This is a genomic window from Gluconacetobacter azotocaptans, assembly GCF_014174355.1.
Classification (GTDB): domain Bacteria; phylum Pseudomonadota; class Alphaproteobacteria; order Acetobacterales; family Acetobacteraceae; genus Gluconacetobacter; species Gluconacetobacter azotocaptans.
On the sequence record NZ_JABEQF010000011.1, the window covers coordinates 71893 to 95463 of the forward strand.

Genomic DNA, 23571 nt, shown 5'->3' on the forward strand with positions numbered 1-23571 from the left:
GTTCTCCACGGTCACTGTCCTACCCGGACCGTGCCCGTGCGCAACGTCGTCGCCCCCGTCAGGTCGTCATACGGGGTTTCGTCCGCCGGGGGGGCGATTCCGCCGGCCGGCGCGGGGTGGTGCAGCCCGTCATATTGCAGGACCGAGAACGTCATCGTCTGGTCGGGCGTGGGCAGCAGCCGGTCGTTCCAGCCGCCGCCCAGCGCGCGGATCAGGCCCACTTCGGCCTGGAAATAGCGGGTGGCGACCTGCACCTGCGAAATCTGCGCGTCCAGCGCCGCTTCCTGCGCGATGATCGCGTCCAGATAGGCCGACAGGCCGCCCTTGTACAGCGTCATCGTCATGTTCTGCATATCCAGCGCGGCCGACACCGCCGCCTTCAGGCGGTCGTTTTCCGCCCACAGCCGGTCGGTGCGCGACAGCCCGTCCTCGACCTCGCGAAACGCCGAGAGGACCGAGGAACGATAATGATCGCGCGTCTCGCGATAGCTGGCCCACGAAGCCTGCAGCGCGGCGCGGCGCAGCCCGCCCTCGAAGATCGGCATCGAGGCCGATGCGCCGTACGACCACATGCTGTTCGCCAGATTGGCCAGGTCGAAGCCGTTGGCGTCGAACCCGCCGTTCGCGTTGAGCGAAATATGCGGATAGAACGCCGCGCGCGACACGCCGATCGCCCGGTTGGCCTGCGCCATCTGCCGTTCCGCCGACGCGACGTCCGGGCGGCGTTGCAGCAGGTCGGACGGCACGCCCACGGGAATGGTAGCCCGTGTGAAATGCAGCACATCGACCGGCGCGATATGGAAGCCGGACGGCGCGCTGTTCGTCAGGATGGCGATCGCATGTTCGGTCACCTCGCGCTGGGCCAGGATGTCCAGTTCCGCCGCCTGCGTGACGTACAGCCGGTTCTGCGCGCGGGCCAGGTCCAGGCGGGGCGCCGCCTGGTTGGTCAGCTGCGTCTGGGTGACCGACACCGCCTGCTGGTAGTAGGCGATGGATTTGCGATAGATCGCGTCCTGCGCGTCATAGCCGCGCAGCGCCACGTAGTCGTCGGCCAGTTCCGCCTGCAGGCTCAGCCGCGCCGCCGCGAAATCCGCCGCCTTCTGCTGGGCGGAATATTTCGCCATGCGCACCTGGTTGCGGATTTCGGACCAGAAATCGGGCTCCCACGACGCCAGGCCGCCGTAGAACTCGTCGGTCTGGGTCAGCGCGCCCTTGTAGCGGAACAGCCGGTCGGCCGACTGCTTGTTGTCGGACGCGCCGAAGGCCAGGCCGAAATGCGGCAGCAGGTCGGCGCGGGCCTGCATGACCATGGCGCGCGCCTGGACGAAGCGTTCGGCCGCGGCCTGCAGGTCCGCGTTCGCGGCCATCGCCTTGTCTTCCAGCGCGTCCAGTTGCGGATCATGCAGCGCCGTCCACCAGTTTGACGGCAACTGGGTGTCCGCTGGCGTGGCGGTGGCGAACGGCGCCTGCCCATGCCAGGTGGCGGGCACGACATAGGTCGGGGGATGGTAGGTGGGCGCCAGGTCGCAGGCGGACAGCGTCGCCAACGACAGCATCGCCCCGCCGGACACCATGGTCCGGCGCAGTGACCGCATGATCATCCCTCGATTTCCTCGCTGGATTCGTCATAACCCTTGGCCGGCTGGACGACATGCACCTTCTGTCCTTCCAGCAGGTCGGCCGGCGGATTGTTGATGATCCGGTCGGTGGGCGACACGCCGGCCGTCACATCGGTCTCGCCATCGGCCATGCGCCCCACCTCGATATTGCGGTAATGCACGACATCGTTGGCATCCAGCACCGCGACCTGCATGCCCTTTTCCTCGAACACCAGGGCGGCGGTCGGGATCTCGAACACGCCGGGCGTCGAAGCCGCGGTCAGCTTGACCGAGGCGAACGTGCCCGGCCACAGCTCATGCCTGTCGTTGTCGATGGTGAATTCCGTGATCGCCGTGCGGGTGTTCGGGTCGTATCCCCGCGCGATGGTCAGGAAGTCCGCCTTGAACGTGCGGTCGGGGAACTGCGGCACGCTGACCTCGGCCGTCATGCCGGGCTTGAGGATATACGAGAACACTTCGGGCACCGACACGAACAGGCGCATCTTGTGCATGTCCGACACGGTGAAGAGCTGGCTGGCCTCGCCGTTCGAAGCATGTTCGCCGGCGCCGCCGCTGACATAGTCGCCGACATTGATGTCGCGCGACGTCACCACGCCGTCGAAGGGGGCGACGATGGTCTTGAACCGCTCCAGCGCCGCGAACTGGTCGACCTTGTGCTCGGCCGCCTGCATGCTGGCCAGGCCCGCCTTCTCGTTCGCGTCGGCGACCGAGACCGACTGGCCCGACACCGCCTGCGACTTCGCCATGGCGTGCCAGCGACTGGCGCTGACCACGGCCAGGTTGTACTTGGCCTGCGCTTCCGCCAGGTCGGCCTTGGCCTGGGCGTATTGGGCGTCCAGGCTGGGGGCGTTGATCTCGGCCAGGATGTCACCGGTCTTCACCTCGGCGCCGTAATCCTTGTACCACATCTGCACGTAACCCGAGGCCTGCGGGAACAGCGGCGCCTGGTACCAGGCGTCGATATTGCCCGGCAGCGTCAGCGTCACCGTCTTGGGCGCGGGCTTGGCCGCGATGACGGCGACGTCGGGCAGCGCGTCGCGGATGGTCTCGGCACTCAGGGCGCTTGCCGCATGCACCCGGTCGAAGACCTGGTAGCCGACCAGCAGGGCCAGGACACAGGCCCCCGCCGCCAGAACAGTAGTGCGTGACAGGGAAGCCATCAGACGGTCTCCTTCCGGCGGGACGGGCGGTTGTAGATGATTGCGTAAACACAAGGGACGAACAGCAGGGTGGAAATGGTGGCCACGATCAGGCCGCCGATCACCGCCTTGCCCAGCGGCGCGTTCTGCGAATTGCTGATCGACATCGGGACCATGCCCACGATCATCGCGGCGGCGGTCATCAGCACCGGACGGATACGGCCGTACCCGGCCTCCAGCGCCGCCTTCAGCGCGTCGCCGTGGATCTCCAGCCGTTCGCGGGCATAGGAGACGACCAGGATCGAGTTCGCGGTCGCCGTGCCCATGCACATGATGGCGCCGGTCAATGCCGGGACCGACAGGTGGGTGTGCGTCAGGAACAGGCTCCACGCGATGCCCGCCAGCGCCCCCGGCAGGGCCGAGATGATGATGAACGGGTCAAGCCAGGACTGGAAGTTCACGACGATCAGCAGGTAGATCAGCACAATCGAGACCGCCAGGCCGCCGATCAGCTGGAAATAGGCGCTGCGCATCGTGGTCGCCTGGCCTTCGACATCCACCGCGGCGCCGCGCGGCACGTCGGCGGCCGTCTGCGCGATCACCTTGTTCACGCCCGACAGCACGGTCCCCAGGTCGGTGCCCTCGGCCGAGACATAGATGTCGAACGCGGGCATCGAGTTGTAGTGCGAGACCTGGCCCGGCGTGCCGACGGCGCGGATGGTGCTGACGGCGCCCAGCAGCTGCATGTCGTGGCCGGAGGGGTCGCCATCACCCTTGTCGACCGGGATCGACAGCAGGTCGTTGAAGTGCGTCAGCTGGTTCTGCGTGACATAGGTGTTCAGCAGGAAGGTCACCCCCCAGGCCGGGTCGTACCAATATTGCGGATCGACGGTCGAACTGCCCGACAGGGTCATCAGCTCGTTGTCGGCCAGATCGGCGGCGCTGATGCCGGTTGCCTGGCTGAACGTGCGGTCACCCTTCACGAACAGGGTCGGCGTCTTCATCGTCTGCTGCAGCGACACGTCGGCGGCGCCGGGCACCAGGCGCAGCTTGTTGGTCAGTTCGACGGCGTATTGATAGCTCTTGGCCAGTTCCGGACCCGTCACCTTGATGTCGATCGGCGAGGGCGATCCGAAATTGAGGATCTTCGCCGTCAGGTCGGCCGGCTGGAAGGTGAAGACCGTGCCGGGGAAGCTGGCGGACAGGCCGCGGCGCAGCACGGCGCGGTAGTCCCATACCGGCGCTTCCGCCTCGGTCAGCGTGATCGTCAGGTCGCAATCCTGCGTACCGATGGTGGGCGTGGGAATGAAGGCCTGGTTGTGCGGCGCCTCGGCCAGGCCGCAGTTGCTGACAACGTCATCGACCTTGCCGGGCAGCAGTTCATGGATGCGGTCGCTGACCAGCGTCGCGATCCGGCCCGCGACCTCGATGCGGGTGCCCAGCGGCGCGCGCATGTGCATCTGCAACTGGTCAGACTTGATTTCGGGGAAGAAGTCGCGGCCCGCCACCATGTACAGGCCCATCGACAGCACCGACAGCCCCAGGAAGACCGACACGAACCGCCCACGGTTCTGGATGGAGCGTTGCAGGAACGCGCCATAGGATTCGCGGAAATTCGTGAAGCGGCGCTCGAACCCGCGCTGGAAGCGCGAGAAGACGTTGCCGCCCTTCAGTTCGTCGCCATGCGTATCGTGGCCGTGGGCGCCGTGGGTCTGCCCCGCCAGCAGGAACTTCGCCATGGTCGGCACCAGGGTGCGCGACAGGATGAAGGACGCGATCATGGCGAAGATGATCGCCTCGGCCATCGGCATGAACAGCCAGCCGGCGACGCCGCCCAGTTCGAACAGCGGCAGCCAGACGATGCAGATGCAGGTGGTGGAGACGAAGGTCGCCGTCACGATCTGGTTGGCCGCATCGATGATCGCGACCTCCAGCTCCTTGCCCATTTCCAGATGGGTGTCGATGTTCTCGATCATGACGGTGGCGTCGTCGACCAGGATGCCGACCGCCAGCGCCAGGCCGCCCAGGGTCATGACGTTGATCGTCTGCCCCGCCCAGCCCAGCCCGATGACCGCGCACAGGATCGCCAGCGGGATGGACGTCGCGATGATGATCGTCGAGCGCCACGACCCCAGGAACAGCAGCACCACCAGGCCGGTCAGGGCCGCCGCCGTGATCATTTCACGCACCACGTCCTTGATCGAATCTTTCACGAAGCCCGAAGCATCGTTCAGGATCGAGATATGGGCCGATGCCGGGATGACCTGCTCCAGGCGGGGCATCAGCGCCTTGACGCCGTTGACCACGTCCAGCGTCGAGGCCTCGCCGCTTTTCATCACCACCATGACCACGGCCTGCCGGCCCTTGACCAGCACCAGGTTGGTCTGCGGATGGCCGCCGCGATACACCGAGCCAAGGTCATGCATGTAGACGACCGAGTTGCCCACGCGCTTGATGGGGATATTGCCCAGTTCGTCCATCGTGCGCGGCTGCGAGTTGGTCGCCACCATCCAGTCCGTGGCGCCGATTTTCTGGTCGCCGGCCGGGCGGACGATGTTCTGCTTGTCCAGGACGTTCTGCACATCCATCGCCGACAGGTGGTGGGCCTGAAGCTGCTTCTGGTCCAGCGCGAACATCACGAACGCGTCCATGCCGCCATACGGATGGGGCACGATGGCGCCCGGCACCGTCACCAGCAGCGTGCGCACGCGGATCTGCGCCAGCTTGAACAGGTCGGACGGCGTCATGGTGGGGGATGTCAGTTCCAGCGTGATGACGGGTACCGACGACGCCTCCAGCTTCATGATCATCGGCGCCGGAATCTTTTCCGGCAGCTGCATCAGCACCGTCTGCGAAATCGCGGTGACGTCCGCTTCGGCCGACCCGATATCCGTTCCCGGCTGGAAGAAGATCTTCACGATGCCGCGTCCGTAATAGGAATCGGACTCCATATGCTCGATGCCCTCGACGGTCGAGGTCACGCCCTGTTCGTAATTGTACATGACGCGACCGGCGACTTCGTCGGGCAGCAGACCGCCGTAGGTCCACACCACGGCGATCGCCGGGATCTTGATGTTGGGAAACACGTCCGTCGGCGTCTTGAAGGCGGACATGACGCCGAACAAGAGGATGAGGATGGACAAGACGATAAATGTGTACGGCCGTCGCAGGGCCGTCACGACTATTGCATTCATATGCGACCTTTTCCCCTGTTCAGGACGTTCTCGGCGGGGGCCTGGACCGTAGGCGCGCACCAGCATTCACCCCCGGGGGCGGGGATGGCCGGACCTGCGGTCCTGTCATGAAATGGTGGCGGCGCGGCGATGCCCCGACAGGGGCTGCACCCGCACCCGTCCCGGCCACACGCCGTCGCACGCCGACCCCGGCAGGACGGGATGGCGGACAGAGGGCGACCGGACGGATGTCGCGATATCAGTCGCTGAAATCTGGATCTGTCATAATTGGCCTCCGGTGTCGGTGGACGCGCCCCTGCCGGGGCACGCTGTCTCAGCCCAAAGCCTATACATAGGAGTGTTTCAAAATATGTATGAAAAGATGTTCATGTAGGAAAAACATCTTTCATGAAGTGCCGTTCATTGTCCGACTTGTTACAGGAGTTTACGGACGCGCCCGGTCGCCTGCGGGCCGCCGTGCCTGCCATGTTCGACACCGAAACGAATCGTTACATGTCCGGATGGAACAGGCAAGCCGGGCGTTGCCCGGACCCATCAGGGCCTGAGGCCCTGGGCCCCGATCATGGGGGCGCCCGATCAGGGACAGGTGGTGTGGGAAAAGGGAGGTCGGGCTCCGCCGAACCGGGCAAGGGCCTCGGCCCTTGCATCCCATTCGATTCCCGACGTCCGGGGTTCAGGGCAGCGCCCTGAACCCTGCCGCGATCAGCGCCCGCGGCGCTTCAGTTGCGCGACGTCGCGCACGGCGCCGCGCGCGGCGCTGGTGGTCAGCGCGGCATAGGCCTGCAGGGCGACGGAGACGACGCGGTCGCGCTCGGGCAGCCAGGCGGCATCGCCCTTGTCCTCCATCCGGGTGCGGCGGGCGGACAGTTCGGCGTCGGGCAGCGCGGTACGCAGGATGCGGTTGGGGATGTCGATCTGGATGATATCGCCATCCTCCAGCAGGCCGATGGCCCCGCCCTCGGCGGCCTCGGGCGAGATATGGCCGATCGACAGGCCGGCGCTGCCGCCCGAGAAGCGGCCGTCGGTGATCAGGGCGCATTTCTCGGCCAGGCCCTTCGATTTCAGGTAGCTGGTCGGATACAGCATTTCCTGCATGCCCGGCCCGCCCTTCGGCCCCTCGTAGCGGATGACGACGACGTCGCCCGCCACGATGCGGCCGGCCAGGATGGCCGACACCGCCGCGTCCTGGCTTTCGAAGATCCGCGCGGGGCCGGAGAAGGTCAGCAGCCCGGCGGCCACGCCCGCCGTCTTCACGATGGCCCCGTCTTCGGCGATGTTGCCGTACAGCACCGCCAGCCCGCCATCCTGGCTGAAGGCATGCGCGCCGTCGTGGATGGCCCCCGTGGCGCGGTTCAGGTCCAGTTCGCGGTACCGGCTGGCCTGCGAGAACGCCTGGGTGGTGCGCACCCCGCCCGGGGCGGCGCGGAACAGGGTGGCGGCTTCGGCCGGGGCGTCCGGCGCCGCCACGTCCCAGCGTTCCAGCGCCTGGGCCAGGGACGGGGCGTGGACCACCGGCACCTCGCGGTGCAGCAGGCCCAGCCGGTCCAGTTCGCCCATGATGGCGGGGATGCCGCCGGCACGGTGGATGTCTTCCATATGCACGTCGGCCTTGGAGGGCGCGACCTTGCACAGATGCGGCACCTTGCGCGACAGGCGGTCGATGTCGGCCATGGTGAAGGGGACCTCGCCCTCATGCGCCGCGGCCAGCAGATGCAGCACCGTGTTGGTCGACCCGCCCATGGCGATGTCGACCGACATCGCGTTTTCGAACGCCTGCATCGTCGCGATGCCGCGCGGCAGGGCAGTCGCATCCTCCTGCTCGTACCAGCGGCGGGCCAAATCGACGATCCGCCGGCCGGCTTCCAGGAACAGGTCGCGCCGGTCTGCATGGGTGGCGACCAGACTGCCGTTGCCCGGCAGGGCCAGGCCCAGGGCCTCGGTCAGGCAGTTCATCGAATTGGCGGTGAACATGCCCGAGCACGACCCGCAGGTGGGGCAGGCCGAACGCTCGATCGTCTGCGACTCGGCGTCGCTGACGCGGGGATCGGCGGCCGAGACCATCGAGGTGATCAGGTCGACCTGGCGCTCCACCCCGTCCTGGGTGATGCGCCCGGCCTCCATCGGCCCGCCCGAGACGAAGATGGCGGGGATGTTCAGCCGCATCGCCGCCATCAGCATGCCCGGCGTGATCTTGTCGCAATTGCTGATGCACACCAGCGCATCGGCGCAGTGCGCGTTGACCATGTATTCCACGGCGTCGGCGATCAGTTCGCGCGACGGCAGGCTGTAGAGCATGCCGCCATGGCCCATGGCGATGCCGTCATCGACCGCGATGGTGTTGAATTCGCGCGCGACGCCCCCGGCCTCGGCCACCGCGCCGGCCACCAGCTGGCCCAGATCCTTCAGGTGGACATGCCCCGGCACGAACTGGGTGAAGGAATTGGCGACGGCGATGATCGGCTTGCCGAAATCGGAGTCCTGCATGCCCGTGGCGCGCCACAGGCTGCGGGCGCCGGCCATGTTGCGACCATGCGTCGTGGTGCGGGAACGATAGCCGGCCATCAGGGGTGCCTTTCGGTGCATGCGGCGGTCCAGAGCAGGGCGGATACAGGAGCAACGGCCGCAAATCCAGCCCTGACGCCCCCTGCCCGCCTTGTGCCGCCCCTTATATGGGACGGCTGCCGCCCGCGTGAAGCCACAACCCGCACCGCCGGAGCGGACGGGTTGGGTCGGTTCGCGTTATGAATGTGCCTCAGGGCGCTGCCCTGAAACCCGCCAAGGGCCGCAGGCCTTTGGAAACCAATTCGTTTATCCATGATTGGGGTGCGGTTCATGACCAGCGAAGCGATCGGCAGATTCGATGTGGAGATGAAGCCCGAGGCGTCCTTCGGGGACGGCATCGGCAGGTTTGCCGTCACGAAACGGTTCCACGGCCATCTTGAAGGCGCCGCCACCGGCGAGATGCTGGCGGTGCGCACCGGCATCCCCGGATCGGCCGGGTATGTGCTGATGGAGCAGGTGACAGGCACGCTGCACGGGCGGTCGGGCGCCTTCGTGCTGCAGCATCACGGCCTGATGGACAGGGGCCGGCCCGAACTGACGGTCACCGTCGTCCCGGATTCGGGCACCGGCGGGCTGGCCGGGATCAGCGGCGGCATGACGATCGATGCGGCGGCCAACCACAGCTACGTGTTCACCTACAGCCTGCCCGATCCCGCCGCGCCATAGGAGCCCTGCCCCCGCCAACAAAAAAGCCGGGTGGCAATGCCACCCGGCTTTCCCGGCCGCACATTTGCCCGCGCACGGGCGAAATACCGTGATCAGAAGGCGGTGGAAGCCGTCACGATCGCGGTGAACGGAGCCTGCAGGTAGTAGTAGGGCGAGCCGACGCCGTTGGAGCCGGAAATCGTGCTGCCATGGACGCCCGTGGTCGCATTCAGATTGTTCGCGAACCCGCCGATACCGCTGCGGAACTTGGCGTTCGTCAGGTTCTGCATGTTCAGCTGGATCTGCGGCCCCTTCAGGTAGCCGATCGACGGGAAGCGATAGCCGATGTTCACGCTGTCGGTGATGTAGCGCGGGATGTACGAGTCATCCATCAGGGTGGCGTACTGCTTGTCGACATACTTGACGTTGCCCGAGATGAACAGGCGGCCGTCATCGTAATCCAGACCCAGGGCGGCCTGCACCTTCGGGCTGCGGATCTGCGTCTTGCCGCGCGTCGGCAGCGCGTCGTTGATCGTCACCCCGTTCAGCCTGCCGGTCGTCGCCAGGTCATTGTCGATACGCGCGTTCAGATATTCAAACGTCGCATAGGGGCGCAGATGGAACCACAGCGGCCGCGTCGCCAGCTGGACGTCCACGCCGCGCGAGGTCTGGCCGCCCGCATTGACAGTGCGGCTGTAGTTCGTGCCGCTCGACGGGTCATAGTAGCTGAGGCTGAGCTGCTTGTTGGTGAAGTTGTAGTTGAAGAACGAGATGCTGCCGACCAGCAGGTCGCCGTTATAGCGATAGCCGATTTCTTCCGAGATCGAATATTCCGGCGCCGACGACCCGCCCGTCTGGGTCTGCTTGCCCGCAGTGCTGTAATAGTCGACCAGCGACGTGTTGCTGGGCACGCGGAAGTTGGTGGACCCGGCGACATAGATCTGGTGATGCGAATTGAAGGTCCAGCTCAACCCGACCTGCGGCAGCGGCTCGGCATTGTGCAGGTTGCGATTGTAGGTGGTGCCCGGCGTATAATCATAGGTGCGGCGGGTGACCATCGCCTCCTTGAAGCCGAGGTCGATACGCAGACGATCGTTGAAATACTTCATGGTGTCGCCGACGAACAGCATGTTGATCTGCGTCAGCGTCAGGAAGTCGCGCGAGCGGTACTGGTCGCCGCCCGGCACGGTGTAGATGTTCTTCGTCCCCCAGATGTTCAGGGGCTGGCCGGTCGTCTGGTTCACCATGCCGATCGGCGAATACTGGTCGAGGTTGGAATATTCATACCACCAGCCGGCCGTCAGCGTGTGATGGCGGCCGATCTGATAGTTGAACTTCAGCGTGTTGCCAGTCCGGAACTGTTCCTGGTTGGACGGCGAGAAGACGAGGGCCTGCGTGCCCGGGGTGATCTTGCCATCCCCGTTCAGGTCGACGGCCACGGGCTGGTTGCCCATGTAGGTCATCCCCTCGGTCGCCGTCCCCCCGGTGTCCGTCCCTTCGGTCAGGACGGACGCGCCGGTGCCGTTGCCGATGCCGTGCCAGAAATAGACCGTGTCGTCGATCGACAGGTCGGGCGTGACGACGATATGCGTCGGCGCCGAGACGATGACGTTACGGAACGGATTGACGTGCAGCTTGTAGTAGTTGGTGTCCTTGATGCCGCCATAGTTGGCGTCATAATTCGTGCTGTACCCCGTGGCGCGATACTGCGCGAGGCTGGGGTTCAGGATGAAATCGTTCACCTGGTCGTTGTACGACACGGTCATGCCGGTATGGCTGCCGTTCTCGAAATCCTTGATGGCCTTGAAGTCGTAATGGAACTTCTCGATCCGGCCCGGGCCGCGCCAGTTATTGCCGTCGGTGTGGCTGAAGGCGAACATCGCGCGCAGGCCGGTGGTGCCGATATCACCCGAATTCAGGCGCAGGAACTGCCGGTGGGTGTCGAACGAGCCGAACGAGATGTCCAGCAGGCCGCCGCGCTCATGCGTCGGGTTGCTCATGGTCGCGGTCACCAGACCGGCCGAGGCGTTCACCACGGGCGAATCGATATTTACCGATCCCGGCTGCAACGAAACCGATTCCAGGTCTTCGGCTTCCAGCACTTCGTTGGAATAGAACTGGCCACCGCCGATATCGTTCAGCGGCATGCCGTCCAGCAGCCAGCCGATCTGGGTCTGGTCCATGCCGCGGACTTCGGTCTGGCCCGAGGTCAGGCCGAACGGGTCCTGGTCGGACACGTTGGCGCTGGGCAGCATGCGCAGAAGCTGCTGGATGTTGGTCGTCGGCGACTGCTTGGCGATGAAGTCGCGGGTGATGGTCTGGACGGCCTTGGGCTCGGTCTCGACGCGCAGCAGACCGCCGCCGGGGGCGCGGGTGCGCGCGCTACGGCCGGTCACCGCGACCTGCTCGGGCGCCACATCGGAAGAACCGCCTTTCGCGGTCGTGGCACGGGCGGGGGCCGGCGACGTCGTCGCGGACGCGGAGGACGATACGGGCGCCGCCTCCTGCGCCACGGCAGTCGTGGCGGCAAATCCGCTTATGGCAGTGCTGGCCAGCAGGATGGTCAGACAAGTGCGAGACAACATTGGCCGAAGGGCCCCCCCATGAATGTGTGAAGTGGGGCCGAGTATTCCCAGAACCTAAATTTTCCTCAACGAAAACCTGACCGTCCGGACAAATCGATTTCGCACCTATGACATATATGCAACAGAATCATACCTGCGTCCCGGAGAACTGGCCTCATGAAATCAAGTGCATCATGTTTCTTTCTTATTTCTTTCATATTTCTGTCGAGTCCTCTCCTTGTGCGGGCGGCTACACCACGATCCGGATTCGTGGTTACGGTTCTGGGTGCGCGCGGCGGAATACTGGACGGCAACCTCAGCGCCTACATGATCCGGCCGGCGGGTGACGACCGGGCGGTGCTGTGCGATGCCGGAACCGCGACGGCCGGGCTGGTGGCGGCCGAGCGGGCCGGTGCGCTGGATGATATTGCCGTGCCGCCCGGCAGTGGCCTGACCCGCGCGGGCTATGTGCTGACCCACACGATCCGCGCCTATCTGATCAGCCACGCGCATCTGGACCATGTCGCGGGCCTGGTCGTCGCGTCACCCGATGACAGCGCCAAGCCGCTCTATGCCCTGCCCGCCACCCTGCGCGACCTGTCCCAGCATCTGTTCAACTGGCGCATCTGGCCGAATTTCGGCGACGCCGGGCCGCCGCCCGCGCTGGGCAAATATCATTATCGCGCGCTGACGCCGGGTCGGATGGAGCAGGTGCCGGACACCGCGATGACCGTCACCGCCTGGCTGCTGAATCATGGCGGCATCGAATCGACCGCCTTCCTGGTCGCGGCCAACGGAGCCTCGGTCCTGTATCTGGGCGATACCGGGCCCGACGCCGTCGAGGGCGGGCACCGCCTGGACGATCTGTGGCGGGCGGTCGCACCCGAGGTTACGGCGCACCGGCTGAAGGCCATCATCATCGAAGCCTCTTACGACGACACCCGGGCAGACCGGATGCTGTTCGGCCACATGACCCCGGCCTGGGTGACGCGCGCGCTGCGCGACCTGGCGCGCCGGACAGGTGGGCCGAGGTCGCTGCGCGGGCTGACGGTGCTGATCGGCCACGTCAAATACAGCCTGGCCGCCGGCCCCGCGCCGCAGGACACCATCCGGCAGGAACTGGCGCGGGACGCGGCCCGCGACGGGTTGGGGGACGTGCGCTTCGTCATCGCCGAACAGGGACTGCGCCTGACCCTGGACTGAGCGGACGGTCACACGATTATGAAGAGCGGCGGCCGTTTCCGCCGCGTGCCGGGCCGCCATGTCTTCCGTTACCACCGATACGCACACATGAACCGCGCCGGCGAAGCGCGGGCCGAACGGAGGAAAGCGTCCCATGGCCATTCCCGTCCTGCATATCCTGAACAGCAAGGGTTCGGCCGTCATCACCGTCCGGCCGGACGAACCGGTGACGGCGATCGCGCATCTGCTGGCCCGGCACGGAATCGGCGCGGTGCCGGTCGTCGTCGATGGCGGACACGTCGCGGGGCTGGTCACCGAACGATCCATCGTCGAAGCCCTGGCGACGCGCGGCGCCGATATCGGCCAGTTGCGCGCGGCGGACATCATGACCCGCGACGTGCCGACGGCGACCCGGTCCGAGGACATCCAGTCGGTCGCGCGCAAGATGACCCATCGCCATAGCCGCCACGTTCCGATCCAGGACGGCGCCGGACAGCTGGTGGGGCTGGTCAGCATCGGCGACATCGTGAAGCTGCGGCTGGAGGAGGCCGAGCTTCTGGCGCGGGAAATGCAGTCCTACATCATGCAGGACAGCCACGCCTCGGTCGCACCCCACCCGTTCGCGCCCTGACGGCCGCCTCAGCCCCCGGCGAAACGGCCGGGAAAGGCGATGTCGGACAGCGGCAGCCGGCTGGACGGTGCTTCGCGCCCGCGCAGGCCCTCGGGCAGGATCTCGGGCGCGGCCTGGCGGCCGATGGCGATGGCGGCGTGGATCGCGTGGTCGTCCGGCACGCCCAGGCCCGTGCGGATGGCGTCGTGATCGATGCCGCTCATGGCATGGGCGGCCCATCCGGCCGATGTCGCCTGCAGCATGATCTGCGCCGCCGCCGCGCCGGCATCGAAGGCGTGCGTCAGGGCCGGCACGGGCTCGATCTTGCCCGGCGGCAGCATCGTCGTGCCCGACAGCACGAACACCAGCGCCGACGCGGACCCGGCCCAGGACTGGTTGAACGGGATCAGGTACCCGACGAAGCGGTCCCAGTCCGCCGTGCCGCGCCGCGCGTAGACAAAGCGCCAGGGCTGCGAATTATAGGCCGACGCCGCCCAGCGCCCGGCTTCGAGGAAGGACAGCAACACGTCTTCGGCGATCGGCGCGCCGTCATAGGCGCGCGGCGACCAGCGGTCGAGAAAGAGGCGGTCGACCGGATGCGCGGACGTGCGGGAGGGGGCGGTGGTCATGGGCAAGGCACCATTCTGGCCAGAGGGACATTCAGCATAAACCGGATCGGCGTCCCAACGAAGACCCGACGTTCACGCCTCGGGTGCGGATGGGATGCAAGGGCCCGGGCCCTTGCCGGGTTCGGGCAGCGCCCGACTTTCCTTCACCCCCATGACAGGATCGCCAGCCCCCGCCAGATCATGTAGCAGGCGACGGCGAAGATGAGTCCGGCGAACACCCGCGCCAGCGTCCCGCGCGATGTCGCCAGCCCGCGGGCCGCGCGCGTGCCGGCCAGGCTGCCGGCGACGCCGCCCATGACGAACAGGCCCGCCAGCGGCCAGTCCACCAGGCCCGAGGCGGCATAGCTGGCGGCGGTACTGAGGCCGAAGACCGCCACCGCCACCAGCGACGTGCCCACCGCGTTCAGGATCGGCATGCCGGTCGAGGCCATCAGGCCGGGGACGATCAGGAACCCCCCGCCGATGCCGAAGAAGCCGGACAGCACGCCGGTCATCAGCCCCGTCCCGGCGATGCGCCCGATATTGCCGCGCGTGCAGGTGACGTCGGGGTCGCCCGCCCCGTTGCGGCCACGCAGCATCAGCAGCCCCACGACGACCATCAGCACCGCGAAGCACAGCAGCAGCCGCTGGCCGCCCACCGCCTTGCCCGCATGCGCGCCCGCCAGCGCCCCCAGGATGCCCGCCGCCGCGAACACCCCGGCACAACGCCATTTGACGGTATGCGACCGCGCATGGCCGGCCAGGCCCGCCAGCGCATTGACCGCGACGGCGGCGGCGCTGGTGCCGATGGCGACATGCGGGTTGCGCACCCCCACCAGATAGACCATCAGCGGTACTGCCAGGATGGACCCGCCCCCGCCGACCAGCCCCAGCGTGAAGCCGACCAGCACGCCGGACAGGACGCCGAGCGCGGCCTGAAGAGGGTCCATCGTCCTAGCCCCGGCCAGGCCGGCCGGAGGCCGGGCCGGCAGTCGCGATATCAGCGCCGGACACGCGGGAAAGGCGTACGATCATGCGATGCGGGGTCTTCGTCCAGTCGCCTACAGCGTGTCCAGCGGGATCTTGATATAGCGGGTGCCGTTGGATTCCGGGTCGGGCAGGTGGCCGCCGCGCATGTTCACCTGCACCGAGGGCATGATCAGCCGGGGCAGGTCCAGCGTCGCGTCGCGCGCGGTGCGCATGGCGACGAAATCGTCCTGGGTCACGCCGTCATGGACATGGATATTGCCCTGGCGTTCGGCCGCGACGGTGGTTTCCCAGACGAAATGGTCGCGTCCCGGCGCGCCGTAATCGTGACAGAGGAACAGCCGCGTTTCACCAGGCAGCGACAGCAGGCGGCGGATCGAGCGATAGAGCATTCCCGCGTCGCCGCCGGGGAAATCGGTCCGCGCGGTGCCGTAATCGGGCATGAACAGGGTATCGCCGATAAAGGCCGCGTCACCGATGACGAAGGCCATGTCGGCGGGCGTATGCCCGGGCACATGCAGGGCGATGGCGTCGATCGACCCCAGCCGGAAGCGTTCGCCGTCGCGGAACAGCCGGTCGAACTGCGACCCGTCACGGGCGAATTCGGTGCCGGCGTTGAAGATCTTGCCGAACACGTCCTGCACATGGACGATGTCCGCCCCGATGGCCAGCGCGCCGCCCACCTGCCCCTGCAGCCACGGCGCCGCCGACAGATGGTCGGCATGGGCGTGGGTTTCCAGCTGCCACGCGACTTCCAGCCCCTCGGCGCGGACATAGGCCAGGACCGAGGCGGCGGAGTCGTGCCGCGTGCGGCCCGATGCCGGGTCGTAATCCAGGACACTGTCGATGATCGCGGCCTGGCGGGTCGCCGGGTCATGGACCACATGCGTGGCGGTGAAAGTCGCCGGGTCGAAGAAGGTGCGGACGACCGGCACGAGGCCGCCAGCCAGGGCTGCGCTGATCTGGGAAGCGGCGGCGTCGCGGGCAGGGTCGGTCGGCATCGGGCGGTCCCCCGGGGTGGCGAAGGCGATATCACTTTCGCACTTTCATAATATCTGTATTTTATGCTTCATGTTGCGTCAAGACATATGGGATGCAAAAGGCCCCGGGATGACCGACAGGACGATTTTCGACGCCGACGCCGCTGCCGACATCCCATCCGCCCGGGCCGGCCGCCCGCTGCGGATCGGCGATGCCGCGCCCGATTTCTGCGCCCGCACCACGCAGGGCGAGGTGAGGCTGAGCGACTATCGCGGGCGCTGGCTGGTCTTCTTTTCCCACCCGGCGGATTTCACCCCCGTCTGCACCAGCGAATTCGTCGCCCTGGCCGGCGCGGCGGACCGGTTCGCGGCGCTGGACTGCGCGCTGCTGGGCCTGTCGGTGGACAGCCTGCACGCCCATCTGGCCTGGATGGAGGCGATCCGCGCGCGTTTCGGCACCGCCGTCCCCTTCCCGGTGGTCGAGGACCCGACGATGGCGGTCGGCCGTGCCTATGGCATGCTGGATGCGACGGCCCAGGACAGCGCCACGGTGCGGGCGACCTATTTCATCGATCCCGAGGGCATCGTCCGCGCCATCACCTGCTATCCGATGTCGGTCGGCCGCTCGGTGGCCGAGATGCTGCGCCTGGTCGCCGCCCTGCAGCGCGCAGCGCGCGGCGACGCGCTGACCCCCGAGGGCTGGACCCCCGGCGCGGACATCGTACTGCCGGCCGCGCGGACCGAGGACGAGGTCACCGCCACCGGCCCGTCCTGGTTCTGCCGCCTGGCGCCCGACCCCCTCGCATGACGTCCGCCCCCCTGGACCGCGCCGCCGCCGAGGACACGGCCGAGCGCCTGCGCGCCCTGGCGCAGCCGCAGCGCCTGATGATCCTGGCCCTGCTGCTGGCCGGCGAACTGGCGGTGGGCGAGATCGACGCCCGGACCGGCATCGGCCAGCCGGCGCTGAGCCAGCAACTGGCCGAACTGCGGCGGGGCGGGCTGGTGGCCGTGCGCCGGGCAGCGCGGCAGGTGCTGTACCGCATCGCGGATGCCGACGCCGCGCTGCGGGTCCGCGCCGTGCTGGCGCTGTTCGGCCGCGACGCGCATCCCGCCCGGTCGCTGGCGGCGCTGGCCGCGCCGGCCGATGCCCTGCCCCCGGCCGCCGTCGCCCCTGCGGCCGCACCGCAGCCGGCCGGGGCGGGGTCGGCCGCCCGGTTCGTCAGGATCGTCGCGACACGAAATCAGGTCACGTAATCGGGCTGCTCGCGGTCCAGCTTGCGGCGCAGCGCCTTCCAGACCAGTTCGCCCTTGTCCTCTTCCTCGTCGAACTGCTTGCGGGTCCGCTGGATGCGGTCCAGCGACGGGACGTTCAGCTTCGCCCCGGTGGACTGGGCGGCGATCTGGATGCGGCAGGCCTGTTCCAGATAGTAGGTGCGATAGAACGTCTCGGCCACCGTGCGGCCGACCGTCATCAGGCCGTGATTCTGCAGGATCAGCGCATTGCAGGCGCCCAGGTCGCGCACCAGGCGCTCGCGCTCGCTCAGATTGTCGTCGGCGGCGATGCCCTCGTAGGGGTGGAAGGCCACGTCCTCGTGGAATTCCAGGCTGATCTGGTTCAGCGGCAGGATGCCGCCGTCCTGCGCCGCGACGGCCATGCCGGCCAGCGTGTGGGTGTGCATCACGCACGCCGCGTCGGCGCGGCTGCGATGAACGGCCGAATGGATGACGAAGCCCGCCGGGTTGACCGGATGGGAGATCGGCTGCGTCGGCAGCCCCTCGGCATCGACGACGACCAGCGAGCTGGCCGTGATTTCCTCGAACAGCAGGCCATAGGGATTGACCAGGAAACGATGCCCCTCGCCGGGCAGGCGCACCGACAGGTGAGTATAGATCAGGTCGGTCATGCCGAAGACGGCCAGCAGGCGATAGGCGGCGGCCAGATCCTCGCGCAGGGCCTGCTCGTCGGCGGCGGTGCCGGCCGGCAGGCCGGTGGGAATGGTGTCCATGACGGAACTCCGAAGGCGGTGTCGGGAAGGATGGGGGACAGGCAAACGTTACAGCATGGGGCGGCCGGATTCCACGCCGGGTGGACCGGGACCCCGGGTCTTCATTCCGGGGCCTTCAGATGGCCGAAGCTGGAGGGGCGGCGCGCGCCTTCCGGCAGGGCCAGCGTGCCTTCGGCTACCCGCCGGCCGAGATAGCGGTAGGTCTGCAGGGCCTGCGCCCACATATGCTCGCCGATGCCGATGGCGTCGTACTGTCTCTGGTCCGCGCCTGCGAAGTGCGGCAGCGGTCGGATGCGGGTATGGTAGTCGCAGGCATAGAACAGGGGGAAGGAATAGCGTTCCTCGCGCACAGCGCGGACGCGGTGGGCGGTCGCGACGAAGGCGCCGGCGGTCATGACTTCCAGCATGTCGCCGATATTGACGACGAAGGTGCCGGGGATGGGCGGCGCGTCGATCCAGTCGCCCTGCCCGTTCAGCACCTCCAGCCCCGGCCGGTCGGCCAGCAGGATGGTGAAGCATTCGTAGTCGGTATGCGCGCCGATGCCCGGCGCGTCCCGCGCATCGTCGTCGAACGGGTAATGGATCATCCGCAGCTTGGACGGCGGCGCCTGGGCGTGGCCGTCGAAATAGTGCTCGTCCAGGCCCAGCGCCAGGGCGAAGCCGCGAAACAGGGTGCGGCCCAGCGCGAACACCGCCTGGTAATAGGCCTGCGCGGCCGCGCGGAACCCCGGCAGCTCGGGCCAGTCGTTCGGCCCAAGCAACGGCGTGCCGGCCCGCACCAGCGGATGGTCGGCCGGCACCTCGAAGCCGATGTCGAAGGCTTCCTTATGGTCGGGGCGGCCCGCGCCGTAGATTTCCTCGCCTTCGGGGACGAAGCCCTTATGCGTGGCGGACGCGCCGATATAGTGCTCCATCTTCTTCTCGAACGGCTGGGCGAAGAAATCGCGCGCCGCGCGGGCCAGCCCGTCGATCAGCGCCGGATCGATGCCGTGCCCCGCGATGTAGAAGAACCCCACGTCGCGCGCGGCGGCGCCCAGGGCGGCGGCGACCGCCTGCCGGTCGGCCGGGTCGGGGCTGAACAGGCCCGCCACGTCGACGACCGGCAGGCTGGTGAAGGTGGAGGCGGCCATAGGGGGGGATCCTTCTCGTTACCGGTCGCCGGCCAGGAAGCGCGCGAACTGCGCGCGCTGCGCCTGGCCCATCCAGACATTCAGCCCCCACAGGTCGGCGACGGGGGTACCGGTGAAGGGCTGGCGGTGCAGATAGCCGTCGGGGCCGAATTCCGGCGTCAGGGTGGTGACCTGATAGCCGCGCGCGGCCTGGCTGCGCCACACGTCCCGCCAGTGCGCCTGATGGAACGCCAGGTCGCGCGCATGGGCCGGGTCGGCGGGGTGGGGCACCTGCGGCCCCTGGTCGTAGCCGACGCGGGCCTGGACGTGATGGACCCGGGCCACGAAAGTCGACAGATCGTCCATCGGGTCGTCCAGCAGGCGTTCGCTGACCACGACCCAGTGGCTGATGTCGGTCGTCAGCAGCACGTCGGGGTGCTGGCGGATGACCTCCAGCGTCAGCCACGGGCCGGCCAGGATGCGGGCGCGATGGGTTTCGAAACAGCCCGTCACCCCGGCCGCCCGGCACAGGTCCTGCGCGCGGCCGATGAAATCGACCTGCCGCGCCACCCCCCAGCGGTCGTTGCCGCCCAGGATGTTGACGAAGCGCGGCGCCAGCAGGCAGGCCAGGTCCAGCTTGCGCCGCAGGTCGTCCAGATGCGCATCGACCCCGGCCGCCTGGTCGGGCAGCACGCCGGGGCCGGTCAGCAGGGTGGCGATATAGGGCACGCCCTCGGTGCGCAGCAGGCGGCCCAGCGCCTGGGCGTCGGCGCGGGTGGCGGGCACCCGGGCCTCGATGCCGTCGAAGCCGGCAGCGCGCAGTTCGACGATCGCCTCGTTCCACGGACGGTCGTATCCCCACAGCGTGCGAAACAGGTCCAGCCGCATCGCGCCCCCCGGCCCCCTTCTGGCAAGGCTACCCTTCGATCACCCCATCGTTGCGGATCAAATATGAAACACGCAAAGTAAAGTTTACACATCGGGGAAACGACCGAAAAATCCGCGCTGTTCCGCCATCGCCGGGGCGGGCAGGCGCCCCGAGCCCGCCATGGATCACCGGCGCGGGGTCGTGATAGGCTTGCCCCGGCCACTGACTGCAAGGACACACGTTTGCCCGCGACCCGGCACGGCACCCACCCGACCCGCGCCGCACCCGGATTCCACGGCCAGCTGGCCGAGGTCGATCTGCGATTGCTGCGCGTCTTTCGCACGGTGGCGACGCGCGGCGGCTTCACGGCGGCCGAAATGGCGCTGGGCAAGAGCAAATCGTCGATCAGCATCGACATCTCGTCGCTGGAAAACCGCCTGCAGATCCGGCTGTGCCGCCGGGGGCGCGGCGGCTTCGCCCTGACGCCCGAGGGCCGGCAGGTGCTGGACGCGACCGAAGACCTGCTGCGCGACATCGACCGCTTCCGCGACCGGGTGAACGTCGCCGGCGGCATCCTGTCCGGGCGGTTCACGCTGTATGTCATCGACAACCTGCTGGCCTATGGCGAAACCGGCATCGTCCGCGCGCTGGAACTGTTCGCGCGGCGCCACCCCGCCATCTTCATCGACATGGTCTCGGCCCCGGTGGCGGATATCGAACAGGCGCTGCTGGACGGCCGGGCCACCGCCGCACTGACCCTGATGCCGCGCGCGCAGCCGGCGCTGTCGGCGACGGGCCTGGTTTCGGAAACGCTGCATCTCTATTGCGGGCGACGCCATCCGTTCTTCGACCGGGGGGATGCCCCGCTGACGCCGGCCATGCTGGAAGACCAGCGCCTGATCGACGTGTCCGACGCCGCGACCGCCCCGGGCTGGGCCGCCATCCGCCGGCGGCTGACCTTCGCGGCGTCCGCCGGGACCATCGATTCGCGGGCGATGCTGATCATGACCGGGATCTATCTGGGTTTCCTGCCCGACGCCTTCGCCGCCCCGCTGGTGCGCGACGGGCATGTGCGGCGGCTGGCCTGCGACGGGCTGCCGCCGCTGGTCACCCGGCTGCATTTCGTGGTGAAGAAGGATGCCGGCACCGGCCTGATGACCGACACCTTCCGCACCATCCTGGATTCCACATGCTAGGACAATCCATGCCAGGCGCCCCCCTTGTCCGGATATTTCTGTGCGTCTGCATGCTGCTGGGCCTGCTGGCCGCACCCGGCGCGCGCGCGCAGGCGCCCTCGTTCGCCGCCGGCGGGCTGACGGTCTGCACCAACCCCACCCTGCCGCCCATGACGTTCGTCAACGGCAGCGACAGCAGCGACCTGGCGGGGGTGGACATCGACGTCAGCCGCCGGCTGGGCACGTACTGGCATGTGCCGGTGACGTTCGTCTCGATGGATTTCGTCGGCCTGTTCCCCAGCCTGGAGGCCGGGCGCTGCGGCATGGTCATCAGCGGTGTCGTCCGCCAGCCGGCGCGCGAGGTGAAGTTCGACGCCGTGCCCTACCAGCCGACGTCGCTGGTCGTGGTGGCGCGGGCCGGCACCGCGCCCGTCACGTCGATGGCCGATCTGTCGGGCAAGGTGCTGGCGGTGGAATCCGGCACCAGCTACGCCGCGCGCATCGCGCAGGAAAACGTGGCCCTGGCCGCCGCCGGCCGGCCGGCCATCGAAATCCAGCAATACCCCACCGAGGACCAGGTGGTGCAGCAGGTGCTGATCGGCCGGGCCTTCGCCTTCGTCAGCCAGGATGTCGAACTGGCGTTCCGCCAGACGCAGCTGAACGGCAAGGTGTCGGTCATCTTCCAGCCCGACTATCCGGAATACCGCAATTTCGCGATCTATATCCGCAAGGACGCCCGCGACCGCGCGGCGCTGGCCGGCGCCATCGCCGCCCTGCACGACAGCGGCCAGATGGCGCCGATCCTGCAACGCTGGCGGCTGGTGCCCGGCGGCGGCGCGCAGGAAGGCACCGCGAAGGCGGCGTCGGGCTTCAACTGGCGAACCTTCGCCTCGGCCCTGGTCTCGCCGGCCTTCGCACGGGCGGCGGCGATCACGCTGGCGATGGCGGTGCTGTCGCACATGACCGCCATTGCGCTGGCCATTCCGATGGCGATGGTGATGAACGGGCGCGACGGGCTGCTGAAATCCGCGATCCGGGCCTATGTCGCGCTGTTCCGCGCCGCGCCGACCCTGTTGCAGCTTCTGTTCGTATGGAACGCCCTGCCGCAATTCCTGCCGGTGTTCCGCGAAGCCTGGTTCACGCCGTTCCTGGCGGCCTGGATCTCGCTGTCGATCAACGAGGCGGCGTATCAGGTGGAAATCAACCGGGCGGCGCTGCAGGCGATCGACCCGGGGCAGGCGCTGGCCGGCGACGCGCTGGGCATGACGCGGATGCAGGTCTATCGCCACGTCATCTTCCCGCAGGCGCTGCGCATCGCCCTGCCGCCGACGATCAACGAATTCATCAGCCTGATCAAGACGACCTCGCTGGCCTCGGTCATCTCGTTGCAGGAACTGCTGGCGGTGACGCAGATCAACGTGGCGCGCACCTTCGAATTTACCGAATATTACGCGGCGGCGCTGATCTACTACCTGCTGATCGTGTTCTTCTTCCTCTGGGTCCAGAAGCGCATCGAACGGCGCTTTGCCTGGGCCGACCGCCTGAAGGCCACCAGCCATGCCGCAGCCTGACGCCGACCCGATGATCGAAGTGCGCAACCTGCAGAAATCCTATGGCGATTTCGCGGTCCTGCGGAACGTGTCCTTTACCGTGGCGCGTGGCGAGAAGATCGTGATCCTGGGGCCGTCGGGGTCGGGCAAATCGACACTGATCCGCTGCTTCAACCGGATCGAACCCCATGATGCCGGCGAGATCGTGATCGACGGCGAACGGATCGACCAGACGACCGAACTGACGCGCCTGCGCTGCATGGTCGGCATGGTGTTCCAGAACTACAACCTGTTCCCGCACCTGAGCGTGCTGGAAAACTGCGCGCTGCCCCCCAGGGTGGTGAAGAAGGCGGGGCGCGAGGCGGCCGAGGACCTGGCGATGAATTTCCTGCAGCGGGTGAACATCGCCGACCAGGCCCGCAAATATCCGATCCAGCTGTCGGGCGGCCAGCAGCAGCGCGTGGCCATCGCCCGCGCGCTGTGCATGCAGCCGTCGGTGATGCTGTTCGACGAACCCACCGCCGCCCTGGACCCCGAGGCCGTGTCGGGGGTCGCCGACATCATGGCCAGCCTGTCGGCCGACGGCATGACGACACTGTGCGTGACGCATGAAATGGGCTTTGCCCGGCGCATCGCCGACCGGATCATCTTCATGGATCAGGGCCGTATCCTGGAATCGGCACCGCCCGAGGAATTCTTCACCCGACCCCGGACCGACCGCGCGCGCGACTTCCTCAGCCAGATGATCCGCTACTGACCGGTCGCGCGGACAA

At 67.6% G+C, this 23571-nt stretch carries 19 protein-coding genes; 8 read left to right on the forward strand and 11 right to left on the reverse strand.

Annotated elements, in window-relative coordinates:
• Positions 1-11: 11 nt before the first annotated feature.
• From HLH34_RS13870 to ilvD, 4 genes are all read right to left on the reverse strand, one after another.
• Complete coding sequence (locus HLH34_RS13870; protein ID WP_183120168.1) at positions 12-1601, reverse strand: efflux transporter outer membrane subunit; 1590 nt, start codon at positions 1599-1601, stop codon at positions 12-14.
• Entirely contained in the window at positions 1598-2779 is a 1182-nt protein-coding gene (locus tag HLH34_RS13875) for an efflux RND transporter periplasmic adaptor subunit (protein WP_183120169.1), read from the reverse strand. The genes HLH34_RS13870 and HLH34_RS13875 overlap by 4 nt, the downstream gene beginning before the upstream one ends.
• Positions 2779-5952 (reverse strand): efflux RND transporter permease subunit, encoded by a 3174-nt coding sequence (locus HLH34_RS13880; protein WP_183120170.1) that lies wholly within the window; start codon positions 5950-5952, stop codon positions 2779-2781. The genes HLH34_RS13875 and HLH34_RS13880 overlap by 1 nt, the downstream gene beginning before the upstream one ends.
• A 702-nt stretch (positions 5953-6654) precedes the next feature.
• Positions 6655-8514, reverse strand: coding sequence for a dihydroxy-acid dehydratase (gene ilvD / locus HLH34_RS13885; RefSeq protein WP_183120200.1), 1860 nt, complete (start codon positions 8512-8514; stop codon positions 6655-6657).
• A 270-nt stretch (positions 8515-8784) separates the two neighbouring features.
• Between ilvD and HLH34_RS13890 the strand changes: the two genes are divergently transcribed.
• The gene (locus HLH34_RS13890) at positions 8785-9180 is read left to right on the forward strand and encodes a DUF3224 domain-containing protein (protein WP_183120171.1); all 396 of its coding nucleotides are present in this window, start codon (positions 8785-8787) and stop codon (positions 9178-9180) included.
• Positions 9181-9272: 92 nt separating this feature from the next.
• Here HLH34_RS13890 and HLH34_RS13895 read toward each other — a convergent pair whose 3' ends face one another.
• Positions 9273-11744, reverse strand: coding sequence for a TonB-dependent receptor (locus HLH34_RS13895; protein WP_183120172.1), 2472 nt, complete (start codon positions 11742-11744; stop codon positions 9273-9275).
• 249 nt (positions 11745-11993) lie between these two features.
• On the opposite strand from HLH34_RS13895, the gene HLH34_RS13900 reads away from it, so the two are divergent.
• Positions 11994-12926, forward strand: a complete 933-nt coding sequence (locus HLH34_RS13900) for an MBL fold metallo-hydrolase (protein WP_264784366.1) — start codon at positions 11994-11996, stop codon at positions 12924-12926.
• A gap of 133 nt (positions 12927-13059) precedes the next feature.
• Positions 13060-13536 carry a CBS domain-containing protein gene (locus HLH34_RS13905; RefSeq protein WP_183120174.1) on the forward strand — a complete coding sequence of 159 codons (477 nt, stop codon included), beginning with the start codon at positions 13060-13062 and terminating at the stop codon, positions 13534-13536.
• Between the two features lie 8 nt (positions 13537-13544).
• Here HLH34_RS13905 and HLH34_RS13910 read toward each other — a convergent pair whose 3' ends face one another.
• The 3 genes from HLH34_RS13910 to HLH34_RS13920 all read right to left on the reverse strand — a co-directional run bounded on the left by HLH34_RS13910 (position 13545) and on the right by HLH34_RS13920 (position 16111).
• Positions 13545-14144, reverse strand: a complete 600-nt coding sequence (locus tag HLH34_RS13910; protein ID WP_183120175.1) for a nitroreductase family protein — start codon at positions 14142-14144, stop codon at positions 13545-13547.
• Positions 14145-14287: 143 nt separating this feature from the next.
• Positions 14288-15073, reverse strand: coding sequence for a sulfite exporter TauE/SafE family protein (locus tag HLH34_RS13915; protein WP_183120176.1), 786 nt, complete (start codon positions 15071-15073; stop codon positions 14288-14290).
• A 111-nt stretch (positions 15074-15184) separates the two neighbouring features.
• The gene (locus tag HLH34_RS13920; RefSeq protein ID WP_183120177.1) at positions 15185-16111 is read right to left on the reverse strand and encodes an MBL fold metallo-hydrolase; all 927 of its coding nucleotides are present in this window, start codon (positions 16109-16111) and stop codon (positions 15185-15187) included.
• Positions 16112-16220: 109 nt separating this feature from the next.
• On the opposite strand from HLH34_RS13920, the gene HLH34_RS13925 reads away from it, so the two are divergent.
• Together HLH34_RS13925 and HLH34_RS13930 are read left to right on the forward strand one after the other, a co-directional pair.
• Positions 16221-16898, forward strand: a complete 678-nt coding sequence (locus HLH34_RS13925; RefSeq protein WP_183120178.1) for a peroxiredoxin — start codon at positions 16221-16223, stop codon at positions 16896-16898.
• A complete protein-coding gene (locus HLH34_RS13930; protein ID WP_183120179.1) occupies positions 16895-17344 on the forward strand; it encodes an ArsR/SmtB family transcription factor in 450 nt (149 codons plus the stop codon). The genes HLH34_RS13925 and HLH34_RS13930 overlap by 4 nt, the downstream gene beginning before the upstream one ends.
• On the opposite strand, the gene HLH34_RS13935 is transcribed toward HLH34_RS13930, so the two are convergent.
• The 3 genes from HLH34_RS13935 to HLH34_RS13945 all read right to left on the reverse strand — a co-directional run bounded on the left by HLH34_RS13935 (position 17332) and on the right by HLH34_RS13945 (position 20093).
• Entirely contained in the window at positions 17332-18096 is a 765-nt protein-coding gene (locus HLH34_RS13935; protein ID WP_183120180.1) for a class II aldolase/adducin family protein, read from the reverse strand. The genes HLH34_RS13930 and HLH34_RS13935 overlap by 13 nt on opposite strands.
• A gap of 101 nt (positions 18097-18197) precedes the next feature.
• Positions 18198-19226, reverse strand: coding sequence for an isopenicillin N synthase family dioxygenase (locus HLH34_RS13940; RefSeq protein ID WP_183120181.1), 1029 nt, complete (start codon positions 19224-19226; stop codon positions 18198-18200).
• Positions 19227-19244: 18 nt separating this feature from the next.
• On the reverse strand, positions 19245-20093 hold the full coding sequence (locus tag HLH34_RS13945) for a sugar phosphate isomerase/epimerase family protein (RefSeq protein WP_183120182.1): 849 nt from the start codon (positions 20091-20093) through the stop codon (positions 19245-19247).
• Between the two features lie 222 nt (positions 20094-20315).
• Between HLH34_RS13945 and HLH34_RS13950 the strand changes: the two genes are divergently transcribed.
• From HLH34_RS13950 to HLH34_RS13960, 3 genes are read left to right on the forward strand one after another with little or no spacing between them, the layout of a single operon-like run.
• Positions 20316-21269 carry a LysR family transcriptional regulator gene (locus HLH34_RS13950; protein ID WP_183120183.1) on the forward strand — a complete coding sequence of 318 codons (954 nt, stop codon included), beginning with the start codon at positions 20316-20318 and terminating at the stop codon, positions 21267-21269.
• An 8-nt stretch (positions 21270-21277) separates the two neighbouring features.
• Positions 21278-22819 carry an ABC transporter substrate-binding protein/permease gene (locus tag HLH34_RS13955; protein ID WP_183120184.1) on the forward strand — a complete coding sequence of 514 codons (1542 nt, stop codon included), beginning with the start codon at positions 21278-21280 and terminating at the stop codon, positions 22817-22819.
• Between the two features lie 10 nt (positions 22820-22829).
• Positions 22830-23555, forward strand: coding sequence for an amino acid ABC transporter ATP-binding protein (locus HLH34_RS13960; RefSeq protein WP_183120201.1), 726 nt, complete (start codon positions 22830-22832; stop codon positions 23553-23555).
• Positions 23556-23571 lie beyond the last annotated feature (16 nt).